12 protein-coding genes are annotated in these 18,235 nt (G+C 71.5%); 4 read left to right on the top strand and 8 right to left on the bottom strand.

Annotated elements, in window-relative coordinates; genetic code table 11:
• Nucleotides 1-24: 24 nt before the first annotated feature.
• The 5 genes from tssK to phnD all read right to left on the bottom strand — a co-directional run bounded on the left by tssK (nucleotide 25) and on the right by phnD (nucleotide 4,533).
• The gene (gene tssK, locus AC1DMS_RS21940; protein WP_478181821.1) at nucleotides 25-1,356 is read right to left on the bottom strand and encodes a type VI secretion system baseplate subunit TssK; all 1,332 of its coding nucleotides are present in this window, start codon (nucleotides 1,354-1,356) and stop codon (nucleotides 25-27) included.
• 198 nt (nucleotides 1,357-1,554) lie between these two features.
• Nucleotides 1,555-1,863, bottom strand: a complete 309-nt coding sequence (locus AC1DMS_RS21935; RefSeq protein WP_436035000.1) for a hypothetical protein — start codon at nucleotides 1,861-1,863, stop codon at nucleotides 1,555-1,557.
• Nucleotides 1,860-2,405 carry a hypothetical protein gene (locus AC1DMS_RS21930; RefSeq protein WP_478181820.1) on the bottom strand — a complete coding sequence of 182 codons (546 nt, stop codon included), beginning with the start codon at nucleotides 2,403-2,405 and terminating at the stop codon, nucleotides 1,860-1,862. The genes AC1DMS_RS21935 and AC1DMS_RS21930 overlap by 4 nt, the downstream gene beginning before the upstream one ends.
• A gap of 71 nt (nucleotides 2,406-2,476) precedes the next feature.
• Nucleotides 2,477-3,535 (bottom strand): phosphate/phosphite/phosphonate ABC transporter substrate-binding protein, encoded by a 1,059-nt coding sequence (locus AC1DMS_RS21925; protein WP_478181819.1) that lies wholly within the window; start codon nucleotides 3,533-3,535, stop codon nucleotides 2,477-2,479.
• A 14-nt stretch (nucleotides 3,536-3,549) separates the two neighbouring features.
• Nucleotides 3,550-4,533 (bottom strand): phosphate/phosphite/phosphonate ABC transporter substrate-binding protein, encoded by a 984-nt coding sequence (gene phnD / locus AC1DMS_RS21920; protein WP_478181818.1) that lies wholly within the window; start codon nucleotides 4,531-4,533, stop codon nucleotides 3,550-3,552.
• A 291-nt stretch (nucleotides 4,534-4,824) separates the two neighbouring features.
• On the opposite strand from phnD, the gene AC1DMS_RS21915 reads away from it, so the two are divergent.
• The 4 genes from AC1DMS_RS21915 (at nucleotide 4,825) to AC1DMS_RS21900 (ending at nucleotide 10,784) form a co-directional block, all read left to right on the top strand.
• Nucleotides 4,825-6,714, top strand: coding sequence for an ATP-binding response regulator (locus AC1DMS_RS21915; RefSeq protein WP_436299407.1), 1,890 nt, complete (start codon nucleotides 4,825-4,827; stop codon nucleotides 6,712-6,714).
• A 224-nt stretch (nucleotides 6,715-6,938) separates the two neighbouring features.
• On the top strand, nucleotides 6,939-7,934 hold the full coding sequence (locus AC1DMS_RS21910) for an ABC transporter substrate-binding protein (RefSeq protein WP_478181817.1): 996 nt from the start codon (nucleotides 6,939-6,941) through the stop codon (nucleotides 7,932-7,934).
• A complete protein-coding gene (locus tag AC1DMS_RS21905; protein WP_478181816.1) occupies nucleotides 7,931-9,922 on the top strand; it encodes an ATP-binding response regulator in 1,992 nt (663 codons plus the stop codon). The genes AC1DMS_RS21910 and AC1DMS_RS21905 overlap by 4 nt, the downstream gene beginning before the upstream one ends.
• Nucleotides 9,923-9,980: 58 nt before the next feature.
• The gene (locus AC1DMS_RS21900; protein ID WP_307592895.1) at nucleotides 9,981-10,784 is read left to right on the top strand and encodes a hypothetical protein; all 804 of its coding nucleotides are present in this window, start codon (nucleotides 9,981-9,983) and stop codon (nucleotides 10,782-10,784) included.
• An 18-nt stretch (nucleotides 10,785-10,802) separates the two neighbouring features.
• Here AC1DMS_RS21900 and AC1DMS_RS21895 read toward each other — a convergent pair whose 3' ends face one another.
• The 3 genes from AC1DMS_RS21895 to AC1DMS_RS21885 are packed head-to-tail and all read right to left on the bottom strand — an operon-like array spanning nucleotide 10,803 to nucleotide 18,235.
• Nucleotides 10,803-11,582 (bottom strand): glycosyltransferase family 2 protein, encoded by a 780-nt coding sequence (locus AC1DMS_RS21895; protein ID WP_478181815.1) that lies wholly within the window; start codon nucleotides 11,580-11,582, stop codon nucleotides 10,803-10,805.
• A gap of 1 nt (nucleotide 11,583) precedes the next feature.
• Nucleotides 11,584-12,684: a radical SAM protein gene (locus AC1DMS_RS21890; protein WP_478181814.1), complete on the bottom strand. Its 1,101-nt coding sequence runs from the start codon at nucleotides 12,682-12,684 to the stop codon at nucleotides 11,584-11,586.
• Between the two features lie 13 nt (nucleotides 12,685-12,697).
• Nucleotides 12,698-18,235 carry a two-partner secretion domain-containing protein gene (locus AC1DMS_RS21885; protein WP_478181813.1) on the bottom strand — a complete coding sequence of 1,846 codons (5,538 nt, stop codon included), beginning with the start codon at nucleotides 18,233-18,235 and terminating at the stop codon, nucleotides 12,698-12,700.

Raw genomic sequence — 18,235 nt, 5'->3', positions numbered from 1 at the left:
TCCGTTTCCGTCAGCCCGATGCGGCTAGGAACGAATGGCCCAGAAAGCCAGATCCAACCCTGGGAAGTCGCCCGCGATGTGCATCGCAATGCCGCCCGATTGCTCCAGCTGGCGCCACAGGTCGCTGTTGCGCGTTTCGAGCTCGAAGTAGTTGGCGCCGGTGTGGAAGGGAATCTGCCTTGGCGCCACCGGCATCGGCGTGAGCGTGACGCCCGGCAGCGCCAGGTTCACGAGGTCGCGGATGCGCTCGACCGGGCCGATCTTGACCTGCGTGGGAAAGCGCGCGCGCAGCGCCTCGCTCGGCATGTTGGCATTCACCGCGAGCACGAAGGTCGCCTTGCGCTGCAGCTCCACGTCGGTCACCACCGCCACGCGCACGCCGTGCTTGCGGTCGTGCAGGTCGATGCGGATGGCCGACTGCTCCAGCACCATCGAGAGGCTGCGCCGCAGGTCGTCCATCAGCGGGCGGAAGCTCAGCGCCAGGTCGTCGTGGATGTAGGGGCCGAAGCGCGTGACGCGGCGCGAATCGCGAAAGCTCGCCAGGTCGCCGGCCAGCCCGAGCGCATGCTCGAAGAAATGCTGCGGGTGCAGCATGGCGCTTTGGGCCAGGTGCGCGAAGACCGCCTCGTTGCGGTTGACGGCCTGCAGCAGCATGAAGTCGGCGATCTCGGCCACGCCGCCGGTGCCGCCCTGCGTCATGCGGCCGGCCAGTGCCTCGCCGCGCTGGCGCAGCAGGCCCAGCAGCTCGTCGAGCCAGGAACGGATCACGGCATGGCCCGCCACGTCCAAGAGCGGCGGCAGCATCGCGCGGTCGAGCTGCACCTGGTTGTCGACGCGGCGCTCCAGCACGCGCGCCACGCCCAGCATGGTCCAGGCGTCGGTGGCTTCGCTGGCGCGCATCAGGCGCGTGTGGAGCTGGCCCAGCTGCAGCACGGCGGTGCGCTCGCCCGCGGTATTGGAGTCGGGCACCTCGGACTCGAGCACGCGGTGGCGCACCAGCTCTTCATAGTCTTCGGCATCGGCCTCGCGGGCGCCGGCGCGGCGCAGCGGCAGCGCCAGCACCACGGCCTCGTCGCGCATGGCGGGCGGGATGTCGATGGGCTCGGGCAGCGGATCGACCGCCGGCATGTCGAACACCGTGCCGTCGCCGAACAGGCCCACCGCGCGCACCAGCGCGAGCTTGCCCAGCGTGAGCGCGGCCTGGTCGATCTCGATCTCCGCGAATCCCCAGGCATAAGGCGTGGTGGAACGCAGCAGCACATGCCTCGCATGGTCGGCATGACGCTCGCTTTGCTGCAGGTGCTGGGGCTGCAGCAGCATCCCCTCGCTCCAGACCACTTTTGTTCGCCAACTCATCCGCACTCCGTCAACGGCAAGGGCTGCCTGAAAGAAACACGAAGTTTCCGGCGCGCGCCGCGGCGGGCAAATCCGCCTAACGGCCTAGATGCGGGGTTTTGGAGCTACGGCGAAGGGAGTAGATGCCTCGATGGCGGTGCGGCAAATGTCCCGCCGGTTGTCTACCGGCAAAAAGGAACGGACAGCTCCGGGCGGGCGTTACAGGCCGTAGATCGCGACGATGGCCCAGAAGGTCAGCCAAAGGGCTCCTGCGCCCAGCGCAAGCATCGCGGCGACGAACGCCACGAAGTACCCGATGCGGCGCGGGAGTTCGGGCGCTGCCGGAACGCATCTCGCGTAGATCAAGGCGGCCCAAAGCAAAAGCGCAATCGCTCCGGCCGCCACGGCGCTCCCCGACATCGCCAGGATCCGATGCTGCTCCAGGAAGCGCAGGCCGACGCTGAGCAAAGGCATCGCCAAGGTCCAGGCCAGCATGTTCAGCGGCAGCCACCACCACCGCGCTTTCATCGGATCGCCTCGCCCTTGTAGTAATGCGCCGGCATGGGGCTCTCCCAACCTGGCGTCAAATATCCAGGTACGGACACCAAGGGCACGTAGCCCGTCACGCTCTTGAGCAAGCCTGCAACATAGGAGCTGCTGTTGTACTCGCCGGGACGCATGCGCGAGCCGAGGATGTTCTTCGGCGCCGAGTACGGAGAAACGTAGCTCGCGAACTTCTGAGAGTTGACGACGAGCTGGCGTGCGAACTCCTGTCGACTCATGCCCTGCGGGGGATTCAGAGGAATCTGGGTCCGCACCTCGCCGGGAAGCGAGTTCATGTATCGGTTCGATCGGATCAAGCCAAAATTCCGCCTACCCGCTTCAAAGAAGGTCGGCTGACCATCGATCACGGTGATGCCGCTGTAGGCGTCGTCGATGACGATCGAAAAATGCAGATGGGGCGTGGGCCAGGTGACATAGCCCACAGGATCTGCAGCGATGCGCCCGTACAGAGTGATGTTGGGCTCCGAATGCTGCGCACGCGCAGCCGAATTCATGTTCGACGGCATTTGTTCTCTCCCTTGATTGACCGGTTGCCCTGGTGGGCCCGATCCATGATATCGATGCCAGCTGCAGATGCTCAGCGCGCGCCAGAACCGGCGGCCGCGCTCAGGGCCTCGACCTGTTCCCGGTAGTTCTTCTCGATGCGCTGCAGGCGCTTCTCGCGCGCGGCGTCGTTGACCCAGGCGGCGGCCATGGCGCTTTGCTTGCCGAGCTGGTATTCGAGCATGGCCTCGGCCAGCAGCGCGCTGTCGTCGGCGGGGGCATAGCCGTAGGCCGCGCGCAACGTCTTCAGCACCTCGCGCTCGGCATCGGCGCCGGGGCCCTTGCCCTGGCCGTAGCCCACCAGGAAGGCCTGCAGCCGGGCCTGGAACTCGGGCGGATAGCTGCGCCGCACCACCATCTGCGCACCGGGCGGCGGCTCGGACTCCCACACGATGTGCAGCCGCGCGGCCTCCACCGGGAACTGTTCCCTGAAGCGCTCGAAGTCGGTGGTGTTGTTGGTGGCCACGTCGGCATCGCCGTTGGCCACGGCCAGCGCGGTGGCCTGGTGGGTGCCGACGATCTCGCCGCGAAAGCGCGTTTCCATCGCGATCCCGCGCGGCAGGAAAAGCTGGCTCTGCGGAATGAGGAAGCCGGTCACGGAGCGGCTGTCGCCGCGCGCCAGCCGCCAGCGCTCGGGCTCGGCGAGCACGGCCTCCAGCGTGCTGGGCAGGCCGGCCTTGCGCGTCAGCAGCACGGCGCGGTGGGTCGGCATGCCGGGCCGGCGCGCGATCTGCGCCACCACCTTCATGCGCCGCTGCATCACGGCGTCGAGCGCCATCTTGGCCGAGAGAAAGGCCATGTCGATCTCGTCGCGCTGGATGGCGCGGTCGAGTTCCTCGTACGACGCCACCGAGTAGGCGCTCACGGGCACGCCCATGGCCTGGCTCAGGCCGGCCAGCAGCGGCGTCCACAGGGCGCGCGATTCGACCGCGCCGCCCAGCGGCAGCACGCCGAAGCGGATCGACTTGACCGGCGCAGAAGCTGCCTTGTCCGCCGTGGCGGCACCGCCCTGCGCCAGGCAGGCCGCGGCAACGGCCAAGAGCGCGAGCGCCGCGGCAACCGAACGCAGGAGACGCAGCATGGACATGGACATGGGCAGGGCCCGCGTCAGGGAGACAGGTCGCGCAGCACGGCGGTCTGTTCCGCGTACCCGCTCTCGATGCGCGAGAGCCGCGCCTGCCGCGCCGCATCGTTGACCCACTGCGCACCAATGGCGTTCTGCCTGGCCAGCTGGTAGGCCAGCTTGGCGGCAGGCTGCAGCGAGCTGTTGTCCGCCGCCACGAAGCCGGCCAGGTCATGCAGCGACTTGAGCACCACGCGCTCCGCATCGCCCTTGGGCCCCTTCGCGCGGCCGTAGCCGACCAGGAAGGCCTGCACGCGGCTGCGCAGCTCGGGCGGATATTCGCGCCGCACCACGATCTGCGCGTGCGGAATGAGCTCCGACTCCCACAGCACCTGCAGCCGCTCGGCCTCGGCCGGAAAGCGCTGCCTGAAGCGCTCGAAGTCGGCGGTGTTGTTGGTGGCCACGTCGGCTTCGCTGTTGGCCACGGCCAGCGCGGTGGTCTGGTGGGTGCCGACGATCTCGCTCAGGAAGCGCGTCTCCATCGCGATGTGGTTGGGCAGGAACAGCTGCAGCTGCGGCACGATGAAGCCCGACACCGACTGCCGCTCGCCGCGTGCGAGGCGCCAGCGCTCCGGCTCCGCGAGCAGGCTCTTCATGCTGTTGAACGGCGGCGCCTTGCGCGCCAGCAGCAGCGCCCGGTAGCCGGGCAGCCCGTCGTGCCGCACCACCTGGGCCACCACCTTCATGCGCCGCTGCGTGACGGCGTCCAGCGCCATCTTGCCGGACAGGAAGGCCATGTCGACCTCGTCGCGCCGGATCGCCTGGTCGAGCGCTTCGTACGAGTTGACCGACAGCACGCTCACGGGCCTGGCGATGGCGCGGCTCAATTCGGCCAGCAGCGGGTCCCAGTCGCTGCGCGACTCGAAGGCGCCGCCCAGCGGCAGGATGCCGAAGCGAACCGGCGCATCGGGCTGCAGCGCAGGCTGCGCAAGGGCCATTTGTGGCAGGCCGGCAAGCAATGCGAGCATGGCGGCCGCTGCGCCGCGGCGCGCCACGCCCACCATGGCGGCGGCGCGCCCGAACCTCGGGCAGCGAGAGGCGCGAACGGCGTCGGAAGCGCCGGAAGCCTTCCGGGCGCGGCATGGGGAGGCCTGCATTTTTGGAACACGAAGACATGGGGCCGCTGCGGACCAGCGGGTCTAACATGGGCAACGCGACGCAATTAGATACCAAATACAAGTTAATTTCGTGATGTTTTTCCCATCTTTCGCTCGCATGGCCGTCCCTCTAAGCTCGACATTCATGCGCCAAATCCCCCCATGAACTGGAACTTCCGCGTCCTCCGGGGGCTTGCGCGCCTCACCTTCGCGCAGCAGCTGATCCTGCTGGCGCTGGTTCCGGCGACCGCCGCCACGCTGGCGGCCATTGCCGTGCTGACGCGCCAGCACCTGGACAACCTGACCGCGCTGATGCGCGCCAACGCGCAGACGGTGGCCATGCAGGTGGCCACCGCGGCGCAGACGCCGCTGCTGCGCATGGACCGCCGCATGCTGCAGCGCACCGCCCAGTCGGGCACCTACCAGCCGCACGTGCAGCAGGTGCAGATCTGGTCGGAGGACGGCGAGATCGTCGCCAACTCCGAGACCGTCGACCGCGCGCGCGGCGATGGCCTGCAGGTGGTGGTGCCGATCGTCAGCGACGAGGGCCGCCAGAGCGGCAAGGTGATGGTGGAGATGAGCCTGGACGCGGTGCAGGACGCGCGCCGTTCGGTGTGGCTCAACGTGGTGCTGGTGCTGGCGATCAGCCTGGTGGGCGTGGGCCTGGCGGGCTGGTGGGCGGCGCGGCGCATCAGCGAGCCGATCCGCGCGCTCGGCAGGGCCGTGGACCGGCTGGGCGCGGGCGAGGCCGCGAGCGTGGCCATCGAAGGCACCTCCGAGATCCGGCACCTGCAGCACGGCTTCAACCAGGCGGCGCGCGCGCTGGCCGAAAGCCATCGCCTGCTGCAAAGCCGCATCAGCGAGGCCACCGCCGAACTCGCGCGCAAGAACCAGCAGCTCGAAGTGGCAAGCCAGGCCAAGACGCGCCTGCTGGCTGCGGCCAGCCACGACCTGCGCCAGCCGCTGCATGCGCTCACGCTCTTTTCCGACGGGCTGGCCAACGGCGAGACCGATCCGCTGCGCCTGCAGCGCATCGGCCACATCCGCGAGTGCGTCGATTCGCTCGACCGGCTGTTCTCCGAGCTGCTCAATCTCTCGCAGCTCGACGCCGGCGTGCTGCAGCCGCAGTGGGCCGACTTTCCGCTGGACCGGCTGTTCGACGAGATCAGCCGCAACTTCCGCCCGGTGGCCGAGCAGCAGGGGCTGCGGCTGGTGGCGCGCAAGACCGAGCTGTGGGTGCGCTGCGACTACGTGATGCTCTCGCGCATCCTCAACAACCTGGTGTCGAACTCGCTGCGCCACACGCTCGAGGGCGGCGTGCTGATCGGCGCGCGGCGGCGCGGCAAGGGGGTTCGCATCGACGTGGTCGACACCGGCGTGGGCATCGCGCCGCAGCATCAGGCGCGGGTGTTCGAGGAGTTCTACCAGGTGGAGACCACGGGCCGCCAGGCACCGCGCGGCGCGCGCGGCATGGGCCTCGGGCTGGCCACGGTGCAGCGGCTGGCGGAGCTGCTCAACACGCGCGTCGACCTCACGTCCAGGCCGCACAAGGGCACCTGCGTGCGCGTGCTGGTGCGCTCGGCGCCGGCCGCGCTGCCGCCGCCGGCCGCCGCGCCCGCCGCCGGCGGCGCCGAGGAAGAAGCGAGCCTGGAAAACCTGCGCATCCTGGTGATCGACGACGAGCGCACCATCCTCGAAGGCCTGACGGTGGTGCTCACCCACTGGGGCGCCGAAGTGCTGGCCGCGCAGACGCGCGCCGAAGCGCTGGCGCTGGCCGACACCTGGGCGAAGCCGCCCGACGTGGTGGTGAGCGATCTGCTGCTGCAGGGCGGCGACAACGGCCTGGACGTGATCGCCGCGCTGGAGCGCCACCCGCGCGGCATCGGCCCGGGCACGGCGCGGCTGCTGGTCACGGGCGAGACCAAGCCCGACCGCTTGCGCGAAGTGGCGAGCGCCGGCATCGCGGTGCTCTACAAGCCGGTGTCGCCGCGCGTGCTGCGCCAGGCGATCCAGGCGCAGCGCGCGGCGGCGCTGTCGAACGCCGACGCCTGACCAGGGTAGTGCGTCGGACATAGGCCAAGCGGCTGCCGGCGCTGTGATCTTCCTCACAGCCGCGCGGGGCTGCGGGCGCCGACATAAGCCCTCTGCCTTATCGCGCGGAGCAGGCGGCTTCCGTACATTGGGTGCTGCACTTGCTGCAGCCGCAGCCCATGTTTGTCGCCGTGAACCCTCTCATCTCGCTCCTCCGGAAACGGCGACGCCAAGGCGCCTGCGCCGTGCTGGCCCTCGTGTGCATGGCGCAGGCCGCCGCCAGTGCCTCGGCGGCCGAGCTCACGGTGCTGGTGGGCGACGAGCTCCCGGCGCATGCCGAGTTCGTGCAGCATCTGCGCGCGAGCCAGGAGCCCGGCAGCCGCTTCGAGCTGGTGCGGCTCGCGCCAGGCGGCGCCGAAGCCGCGCAGCCGGTGGAAACGGCGCGCGCCGAGCCAGACTCCGAGCGCGGCGCCAATGCCGGCGTGCGCACGCGCAGCCTGCGCACCGCGCCCGCGAACGCCGCGCTCACCCTCGCAGTGGGCGCGCTGGCCGCACGCGCCGCGCTGGAGCGCCCGGGCCAGCAGCCGCTGGTGCTCGCGATGCTGAGCCGGCTCGACTACGAGAGCCTTCGCGCCAGCAGCGCCGCACTCAAGCGCGGCGACCGGCGCGTGGGCGTGCTGCTGCGCGACCCGGCCATGGCGGACCAGCTCGCGCTGATCGGCGCGGTGCTGCCGCAGAAGCACCGCATCGGCGTGGTTGCCACACCTGAATCCGAACCGCTGGTGCGCGAGCTGCAGCGCGCCGCGCAGAACGGCAACCCACCGTGGGACATCCAGGTGGAGTACGCGCCCGACGACAGGTCGCTGGCCGGCGCGCTGCGCTCGGTGGTGCCGCGCAGCGATGCCCTCCTGGTGCTGCCCGACCTGATCGGCGACAACCAGGCCGCCACGCTGTCGGTGCTGCGCGCCGGTGCCGGCGCGGGGCTGCCGGTGTTCGGCGCCAGCGAAGGGCTGGTGCGTTCGGGCGGCCTGGCGGCGGCCGTCTCGACGCCGGCGCAGCTGGCCCAGCAGGCGCGCCTGCTCGGGCAGAAGCTCGCGAGCGGCGCCGGCGGCAGCGGCAATCCGCTGGTGGAATCGGCCGCGCCCGCGACCGTGCGGGTCAATGCCACGGTGGCGCGCGGACTCGGCCTGCGCCTGCCCGAGGAGCGGGAACTGACCGAGCGGCTCACGGTCGTGCGATGAGCGAGACGCTGCCCTCCGCGGGCAGGCGCGCCGATGCAGCGCCGCCGCCCTCTGCGCCCACGCCCACGCTGCTGGTGCGCGGCAACCTGCAGCGCGACCTGTTCCGCCTTGGCGTGGTGCCGTGCGCCGCGGTGGCGCTCGCGCTCACCGGCTGGTTCACGCACAGCCGGCTGCAGACGCTGGAGGCCGCCTTCGACGCCGAGGGCCAGGCGGTGGCGCGCCAGGTGGCGGCCATGTCCGACCTGAGCCTTTATGCCGGCGACCTGCCGGCGCTGCAGAACGTGGCCAATGCCGCGCTGCGCGGCGGCCAGGTGATGCGCGTGGAAATCAGCAACAGCGCCGGCGTCTACGTGACGGCCGGCCCCAAGGCCTCGTCGCTTGCGCAGCTGCGCATGTTCACCTCGCCGGTCACGCTGCGCGAGGCCTCGCGCGCCAGCGCCTTCGCGCCGGCCGGCTCCACCGCCGCCGGCGACGCGCCCATCGGCCTGGTGCAGACCTTCCGCGACACCACGGCCTATGCGCGCGAACGCAGCCGCTCGCTGATCGCGAGCATCGGCATCGCGCTGGTGGCGCTGCTGGCGGCCTGGGCCTCGGTGCGCCACATGGCGCGCACGGTGGCGCGGCCGCTGCGGCGCATCTCGCGCACCGTGGCCGCGCTCGAGGGCGGCCACTTCGAGGCGCGCTGCGACGTGGCCGAGGGCGACAGCCGCGCGTCCGCCGGCGGCGCCGGCAAGGGCCGCGCGCATGAGCTCACGGTGCTCGCGCACGACATCGACCGCCTGGCCGAGCGCCTGCAGCGCAACCGGCAGATCAGCGAGGAGCGCGTGCGCGAGGCCACCGCGGTGGCGCTGCAGCGCATGGCCGAGGCCGAGCAGGCCGCACTCTCGCGCGCCCGCTTCCTGGCCGCGGCCAGCCACGACCTGCGCCAGCCGCTGCATGCCATGGGCCTGTTCATCGACGGCCTGCTGCCGGGCGCCAGCGCCGCGCAGCGCCCCGCCATGCTGCGGCTGCAGGAGAGCACCGAGTTCATGGGCGTGCTGCTGGACGACCTGCTGGAGATCTCGCGGCTCGATGCCCAGGTGCTGACGCCGGCGATCACCAAGGTGCCGCTCGCGGCGCTGTTCGACCAACTCGATGCGCAGCATGCCGCCACCGCGGTGGAAACCCACGTGCGCCTGCGCTGGAGCGACCGCGGCCTGGCGGTGCGCAGCGATGCGGCGCTGCTGCAGCGCATCGTCGGCAACCTGGTGGCCAACGCACTGCGCCATGCGCCGGCCGGCGGCACCGTGCTGGTGGCCGCGCGCCGCTGCCGCGGGAGGAACGGCGACAGCGTGCGCATCGAGGTGCGCGACAACGGCATCGGCATCGCGCCCATCCACCAGGGCCGCATCTTCGAGGAGTTCTACCAGGTGGCCAACACCGAGCGCGACCGCCGCCGCGGCTTCGGCCTGGGCCTGGCGATCTGCGCGCGCATCGCGGCGCTGCTGGGCACCCGCATCACGCTGCGCTCGGCGCTGCAGGCGGGCAGCACCTTTGCGCTCACGCTGCCCGCGGCCCATGCGGCCGACGCTACGGCGCCCGAACCCGCGCCGCTCGCGCTGACGCCGCTGGCCGGGCTGCACTGCATGGTGGTGGACGACGACCCCGCCATCCTCGACGGCAGCCGCGCGCTGCTGGAGCAGTGGGGCTGCCAGGTCGAATGCGTGGCCACCGGCGCCGAGGCCATCGCGCGGCTGGGCACGGGCGACGTGCATTTCGACGCGGTGCTGTGCGACCTGCAATTGGCCGGCGACGCCGACGGCATGGAGGTGATCGATGCCGCCAGGCGCCTGCAGCCCGATGCGCTCGCGGTGCTGGTCTCGGGCGCCACCGGCCCCGAGGTGCTGCAGCGGCTGCGCCACGGCGGCGTGATGCTGCTGACCAAGCCGGTCGCGCCGGCCAAGCTGCGCGCACTGCTCACCACGCGGCGCCATGCGCACGCGGCCTGAACTGCACGCCCCTCTTCCACCAGCATTCACCAGGCATTCACCACGCACCGACCCCGCCATGCTCGACACCGCCGCCCTCAAGGGCATCCGCCCCTTCGTCGCCACGCCCAGCTACAGCGGCGCCATGGCCAGCCTCTATGTGCGCAGCCTGCTGGGCCTGGTCAATGCGGCGTGGACGCACGGCTTCGCCATGCAGACGCGCTTCCTCGACGGCGACAGCCTGCTCACGCGCGCGCGCAACCGGCTGGTGGCCGAGTTCATGGCCGATGCGCAATGGACGCACCTGTTCTGGATCGACGCCGACGTCGGCTTCGCGCCCGATGCGGCGCTGCGCCTGCTGCTGTCCGGCCGCGACGTGGTGGCCGGCGTCTACCCGCACAAGAACGACGGCTGGCCGGCCCAGGGCCTGGCGCGGCCGCTGCCCGCGGGCGCCACGCAGGCCGACTTCGACGCGCTGCATGCGCGCTATCCGCTGAACCTGCGCCACACGCCGACCGAGGCCGACGCCGACGGCTTCGTCGAGGTGCTGGACGCGCCGACCGGCTTCATGCTGATCGCCCGCGGCGTGTTCGAACGCATGGCCGCGGCCATGCCCGAGCTGCGCTACACGCCCGAGGCCGGCGACCACGCCAATGCGCACTTGCCGCACTGGCGCTTCTTCGACACCCAGTTCGAGCCCGCCACCGGCCGCTACCTGAGCGAGGACTTCGCCTTCTGCCGGCGCTGGCAGCAGCTGGGCGGCCAGGTGTTCGTCGACCTGCAGTCGCGCCTGTCGCACCAGGGCCTGAAGACCTGGCACGGCGACCTGCCGCGCGCGCTGGGCGCACTGGACGCAACGGGCGGCCACGGCCTCCCGCGGTGAGCCGGCGCACCGGGTCCGTCACGCCCGCCGCGCCGGCGGATCGAAGCGCCACTGCACCCGCAGCAGGCCCCAGAGCTCTTCCGGCGTCAGGCCGACGCCGGCCGAGCGCAGCAGCTCGTCGTGCAGCCCCTCGGGCGGCGGCAGGCCGGCCTGCAGATAGGTGGCGCGCCAGCGCGATTCGTACAGCACGGTGCACTGCCGGGTCCAGCGCACCCGCAGCCCGTGGTGCTGCATGAGCCAGCACATCGCCCGGTCGCACACCGGCGTCAGCGAACGCGGCAGCTGCGACCAGGCGCCCCAGAGAAACCCGGCCGAGCGGGCCAGGCTGATGCAGTTGGTGTCCACGAAATCCGAGCCCGGCGCCTCGTCCGGCGGAACGATGCGCAGGTGCTCGTGGCCCGGCAGGAACATGTACCGGGAAGAGAACACCGCATCGACCGGCCGGCCCCGCTCCCGGGCCTCGGCGTAGGCCTGCACCACCGAGGCGACGTGGCCGGGCAGGAACAGGTTGTCCGCGTCCAGGAAGCACGCCACGTCGGCGCCGTCGGCCAGTGCGCACAGCGCGCCGATGCCGCGCGGCGTGCAGCCGAAGTTGGCGTTGACCTGCGGCAGCACGATGTGCCGCACATGCGGCCATTCGGCCAGCAGCCCGGGCTGCGGGAGGCCATCCGCCACCATGTAGTGCACCACCTGCGGATGGCTCTGCGCACGCACGCTCTGCATGCAGCGGCGCAGCACGGCGGCCGGCTCGCGGTGGTAGGGGGTGACCACGGCCACCCTGAGCGCCGCGCCGTTCACCTCAGCCTCCGCGGTCCACGTGCAGGGGAATGGTGCGCGCCACGCCGGCCGCGGGCCGCGCCTCGGGAAAGAGCGCGGCCGGTCGGCGTGAGGCGCAGGTGCTGGTCTCCCGCCGCACGCTGTGGCTGATGCCGCAGAACTGGTTGCAGCCGCGCATCGCCGTGCGGACGAACTCCGCCTCGCGCCAGAACAGGCGCAAGTCGCCGGGCTTGTCCAGCTGCATGCCCGGAAAGCTGCCCGAGAAGCACAGGCGCGCCACGCCGTAGTGGTCCACCATGATGTTGCGCTCGTAGGTGTTGCAGATGTGTTCCGTCGTGCGCGTGTGCGAGCCCCAGCCGCGCGCGGCGTCCGGGCAGGCGCGCAGCGTGGAGAAGTACATGTGCACCTGGTGCAGCCAGAGCGGGTTCAGCCCCAGGCCGAAGCGCTGGTCGCAGCGGCGGATCACCTCGACCAGCCGGTCCGGGTCCACGTTGCGGTGGGCGGCGAAGAAGGGGTCGACCAGCCCCATCTGGCCGAAGCTGGGCTGCAGGAAGTTCAGCTTCAGTTTGTCGGCGCCCAGCTCGTCCAGCACGAAGGCGTAGAAGTCCTCCAGCTCGAGGTAGTTCTCGTCGAAGACGAGGCCCATCACGTTGATCCGGGTGTCGCCGCCCGGCGGGCGCGCCGCCAGCAGCAGGCGCAGCGCGGCGACCGCCTTGCCGAAGGCGCCCTTCACGCCGCGCGTGCGGTCGTGCAGGGCCGGCCGATGGCTGTTGAGCGACACCGAGATGCCGTGCGGGCCCTCGCGGATCATGCGCTCGGCCGTGGCCTCGTCGCGCACGCGGGTGCCGTTGATGACCGACAGGCAGGCGAGGCCCAGCTCGCGGCAGGTGCGCGAGATGTGGAAGTAGTCCTCCAGGTCGAGCATGCTCTCGCCGCCGCAGATCACCACGCTGCCCTGGGGGTTCATCGCGGCGAACTCCGCCAGCACCTCGTGCCGGCGCGCCGGGCCGAGGTAGCGCGCACGGTCGGCGTCGTCGAGCTTCCAGAAGTCGCAGTGCTCGCAGCGCAGGTTGCAGCGCTTGTTCGTCTGGATGAACAGGAACAGGGGCGGCGGCAGTTCCACGGCCAGGTCGCTCTCAGAAATCGGCGCAGCCGTTCTTGCGGTCGGTGGCCACGCAGCTGGTGAGGTTGGGCCGCGAACGCACGCGCGACCATTCGCGCGCCAGCAGGTCGCCGTCCTGCTGCGCACGGTCGCCCTCCAGCGGCCCGGTGGCAAAGCAGATCGGCGGCGCGCCGAGGTTGCGGTCGAAGGTGTAGGTGTTGGTGTTGGGCAGATCGCGCACCAGGTCCGCGCTCGGAAAGTCCGGCCGGCGCAGGGCCGCCGTCACGGTCAGCGTGCCGGGCACCACGTCCACCGCATAGCCGGCCGCCGAGGTGAAGCTGCCGTTGATGCCATAGCGCCCCGCGGGGCTGAAGATGCCGGCCGGGCTCGTGGGCGTGCCCTGGAAGCCGGCGGTGCCGTCGCCCAGGATCAGCCCGCCGATGGTGAAGCCGAAGGGCGGGTTGGCCATGCCGAAGGGCCGGCTGGCGTCGCCGATGACCACCGTGGCCCGCGGCTGCTGGGCGTAGATGAAGTGGTTGTCGCCCGGCGTGATGCTCACGGTGCACAGCCCCAGGTAGGCGCAGTGGAACAGGTTGGGCGTGGCGCCCGAGCCGGCGAGGCCGCCGCGCGACTCGCCCACCCAGGTGTCGGCCCAGATGCGCCAGGGCGCGCCGCCGATGCTGCCGCCGCCCGCATTCTGGAAGCGCGCCGCGGCCACCAGGTCGGTGCCCGAGCTGCTGGTGACGGCGGTGTCCAGCGTGAGGTCGCCCGAGAGCGTGCGCACGAACACCGTGTCGGCCGCCATCGAGGTGGCCGACACCAGCTGCGGCTGGTTGCTGCCGGCGTCGAAGCCGGTGACCGACAGCGCGCCGATGCGCACGCCGTCCACGTCCTGGTAGCGGAAGGCGCCGGCGGCGCCGCCGCCCAGCGTGTTCTCGCTCACGTTGTTGGCCGCCTGGTCCAGCAGCACGCTGCCGCGGCTGGAGCGCGCCAGCAGGTGCTGGGCGGTGATCGGTGCTTTCACCGTCTGTGTGATGTCGCCGGCCGAGAGCAGGCCCAGGCGGTCCGCCGTGACGGCGCCGTTCAGCACGATGCCGCCGGCGCCTGCGCCCACGCCTTCGTTCTGCAGCGTGAGCGCGCCGGCGCTCGTCAGCGCGCCGGCCACGGTGATGGTGCCTGCGTGCGTGTTGCTGCCCACCACCACGCTGGGCGCATTCAAGCGCGACATCAGCGCATCCGACAGCGTGAACCCGCCCCCCGCCGCACCGCCCACGGTGATGCCGGCGGCCGTGGCGTCGAAGGTATTGAGCGCCGCGTCCATGCCGCCCGGCCGCAGGTTGATGGTGCCGGCGGCGCTCACCGGCACGTCGATGGCCAGGGCCGGCGCGCTGCCGTCGTTGCTGGCGCGCAGCACCAGGTTGCCGCTGCTTTGCACCTGCGGCGCCGCGCCGGGAGCGCCGGTGGACAAGAGGCCGGTCTGGATCGACACGCCGGGCGTGCCCTGCAGCGAGCTGCCGGTCAGCTCGATGCTGCCGCCGCCGGTGGTTGCCAGGCGCGCGCCGTTTTCCAGCCGCACGCCGCTGTCGGTGCCGTCGACCACCGCGCTGGCAAACAGGCCCTGCAGCGCGATGTTGCCGCTGCCGGTCGTGATGCTGCTGCCGCCGGTGACCAGCACGCCATGCGTCGCATTGAATGCGCTCGAGCCGCGGTTGAAGTCCTGCACGCCCCGCACCAGCACGTTGCCGCTGGTGGTCGAGATGGCGGTGGGAACCGGAACGCCCACGGCCCGCAGGAACAGCGAATCCAGCTGCACCGCGCTGCCGCTCTGGCCCGTGCCGCCGGTCCCGGTGATCGCCACGTCGCCGGTGGCGCTGTCGATGCGCGCGCCGTTGATGCTCACGCCGCCGCCGGCGATGCTCACGTTGCCGCCGGCGCCCGCATCGGACTGGCCGACGCGCGTGTCGATGCGGGTGCCCTGGAGCAGCACGAAGCCCGAGGGCGCGCCGGTCTGCCCGTTCAGGATCGACACCGCCCCGCCGTTGGTGATGATCTGGTTGTTGAAGCGGCTGGTCACCGAATCGTAGATGCCGCCCACGCCATGCGCATGGATGGACACCGCGCCGCCGCCCGTGTCGATGGTGCCGTCCACGTCGATGTTGATGTCGCTGAACGCGGGGCTGGCGCCGACGAAGCCCGAGTCCAGCGTCACGCTGCCGCCGCGCGTGTGCACATCGCCGCTGAACGCGACGAACTGGGTGCTGCTCGGCCCGTCCGTCACAAGGCTCAGGTTGCCGCCGCCGGTGTCGATGCTGGCGGAGTTGAAGACCACTTCGGCATAGCCCGTGCCCGTGGCGTGCGCCAGCACGCTGCCGCCGTTGGTGGAGATGACGGCCTGGTCGGCCCCCGTGTTGCCGAAGTAATGGACGTAGCCGTCGAGCGCCCCGGCCGAGCCGGCATTGAAGATCACGTCCATCGGCCCCGTGGTCGAACGGATGATCGGCGCCAGGTACGAGCTGGAAAACACGCGGTCGCCGATCGAGTGCGCCGCGTTCAGCTCGAACACCAGCGGCGCGCTGCCCACCGTGCGCTCGATCACCATGCCGCTGCCGAAGCGGATGTCGCCCGCATCGGTGCCGCCGCTGCCGGTGGTGATGCTCACGCTGGTGCCGGTGTTCAGCGCGCCGTTGATGTCGCCGTCCTGGATGGTCGAGGTGGCCACCGGATCGAAGGGGTTGGTGGGCAGGCTGCCGCCGCCGGCCACGCCGTGGACGATGGTGACGTCATACGGGTCGACGATCCACCGCCCCGCCAGGCCGGCCGGCGCCGAGGCGTCGATGCGGATGCCGCTCACGTCGAACGAGCCGCCCGAGGTTTCGATCGTGCCGCCATTGCCGCCGGCGCTGCCGCCCCGGGCCTGCAGGTCGCCGAAGGCGCGCACCGAACGCTCGCCGACGAGGGTGATGCTGCCGCCGTTGCCGCTGTCCAGGGCGTTGGCCAGCAGCGTGAGGTTCGGGCCGACCGAGACCACGCCCGTGTTCTCGTTGCCGGCGCCAGCCGCGGTGCTGCCGCGGATCTCGATGCTGCCGCCGCCGCCCGCGCCGCTGGCGTCCGCCAGGCCGCTGCTGTCCGCCGCCGATTGCGCGAGGATGTTGCGCCCCGTCACGCCGATGCTGCCGCCCATGCCGGTGGCGCTGGCGGCATCGAGCAGCGTGCCCTCGAAGGCGCCGGCCACCAGGCTCACGTCGCCCGTGCCGGCCGCGATCCGGATGCTGCCGCCCGCGGCATGCAGCCCGTCGGCCTGCTGGGAGGACGAAAGCCGCACGCCAAACGGAGTGACCGTCGCGTCCAGCGGCGCGAAGCCCAGCGCCGCGCCCGTGCCGTCGTAGCCGAAGCCCGCGCTGCCGGCCGTGCCGGTGATCGCGATGCTGCGGCCCGCGCCGGCCTCGATGCGCGTGCCGTCGATCGCCACGCCATTCGAGGCGCCCACGGTGTAGCTGGTGCTCAATTCGACGGCTTGCGTGCGCAGGCCGGCGGCCATGCCCGACAGGTCGCCGCCCTGGCCGGTGATGCGCACATCGCCGCCGGTGGTCAATTTGGAGCCGGTGATCAGCACGCCGGCGCCATCCGGCGGCTCGCCGACCGGGCCGCCGCTGGCCCAGTCGCGCACCGTGCCGGTCAGGGCGATATTGCCGCTTGCGGAAGACAGGGCGACCGAATAGTCGTCGCCGTTCAGCCGCACGCCCGAGCCTCCCGCGGCGCCGCGGCCGGCCAGCGTGATGCCGCCGGCCTGCGTGCCGAGCGTGCTGTCGCCGTCGATGCGCACGCCGTCGGTGGCGCTCAGGAAGCCGCTGCCCACCTCGCCGGTGCCGCCTTCGCCGCGCAGCAGGATGCTCCCCGCGCCGAGCGTGCTCAAGGCGCTGCCGCCCAGCCAGACGCCGCTGCGGATTTCGCCGGCGCCGTCGGCACCCGGGCCCTTGACCTGCCCGCCGATCGCCCGCCCGTTGTCGCTGTCGCCCTGCCCGAAGAAGCGGATGTTCCCGCCGTTGGCATCGATGCGCGCGCGGTCCAGCCGGATGGCCGCCGCAATGCCGTTGGCCTGGCCGGCCTCGGCGGCGGCCAGGCCCTGCGCGTCGGCATTGAAATCGACGTTCAGCGCACCGCTGGTGGAAGCGATGGTTGCGCCGCCGCCCTCCACCGCCCAGCGCATGTCGATGTTGCCCACCGAATTCACGCGCAGCGTGGCCGCGCCGCCGCCGTCCTTGATCACCTGGGCGCCGGGCTGGAACACGACGGCGTCGTTGATCTGCGCCACCTTGCCGGACGAGCGCGTGGTCAGCGTCACGTCGGTGCCCTGGCTCAGGGCCTTGCCGATCACGCTGGCCGCGATGTTGCCGGAATCGGCATCGGCCACGATCGAGAGATTGCGGCCCCCCTCGGCCGTCCAGCTGCCGTTGGCGCCGCCTTCATTGCCGCCGGCGGCTATCTGCGTACCCGCCAGCACATTGAGGTTGCCGGCCGTGGTGCGGATGCTGCCGCCGGCCACGCCGGCCGCATTGCCGCGCGCATCCAGCGTGCCGCTCACCTCGAGGCCCGCGCCGCTGTCGACCTGCGCGCCGATGGCCTCCAGCACGATCTCGCCGCCGCGCTCGACCAGCGAACGCGCGCGCACCGTGCCGCTCTGGTTGACCACCTGCTGCACCAGCCCGGAGGCGCCCACCAGCACCACGCGCCCGCCATCGGCCGTGATGGTGCCGGTGTTCATCACCAGCGCCTTGGTGGTGGGGTCGGTCGCCTGCACGCCGGCCACCGAGGTGTTCATGAGCCCGCCTTCGAGCGGCACCGTGAACTTGGTCAGCCCGTCGCCTTCGAAGTCCAGCGTCACCCGGGCGCCCGACACCAGGCCCGCCGAGCCGCGCGCCACGTTGATATTGCCCTCGTTGCGCACCAGCGCGCCGATCAGCCCGAGCGTGCCGCCTTCGCCCACGGTGATGACCGCGCCGGGTTGGACCGTCACGCGGGCGGTGCTGTTGGCATCGTTGATGCCGCCGCCGAACAGCAGCTGGCCGCCCTTGCCCACCACGCTGCCCTCCTTGGCGATCTGGCTGTCGCTGATGTCCAGCGTGGAGGCCACCAGCCCGCCGACGTTCACCTGGGCGCTGCCGCCGAAGAGAACGCCCGAGGGATTGACCACGAACACATGCCCGTTGGCCGACAGCGTGCCGTTGATGACCGACTGCTCGATCACGCCGCCGCTGCCCACCACGCGGTTGAGCATCACGCTCGCGGCGCCCATCTGCTGGTTGATGTTGAGCGTCTTGCCGCCGTCCAGCGAAAACGCGTTCCAGTTGACGATGGCGTTCATCGTGCTCTGGTTGAGCACCTGCCTGGTCGCCGAGCCGCCGGAAGCGATGCCCACATTGCCGAACACCACATTGCCGCTCTGCGGAAAGCCCGCCGGCAGGTTGAGCTGCGCCCAGGCCGGCACCATGCCCATGCAGGCCAGCGACAGCACCAGCGGCCGCACGCGCCAGTGCCGCGGCAGGGCTTTCGCGGAAAGATCATGGTTTCTCAT

It is taken from the genome of Variovorax sp. 05T418 (assembly GCF_056396385.1).
Note: the sequence above shows the minus strand (reverse complement) of the source record. Positions and strands in the feature narration are given on the sequence as shown.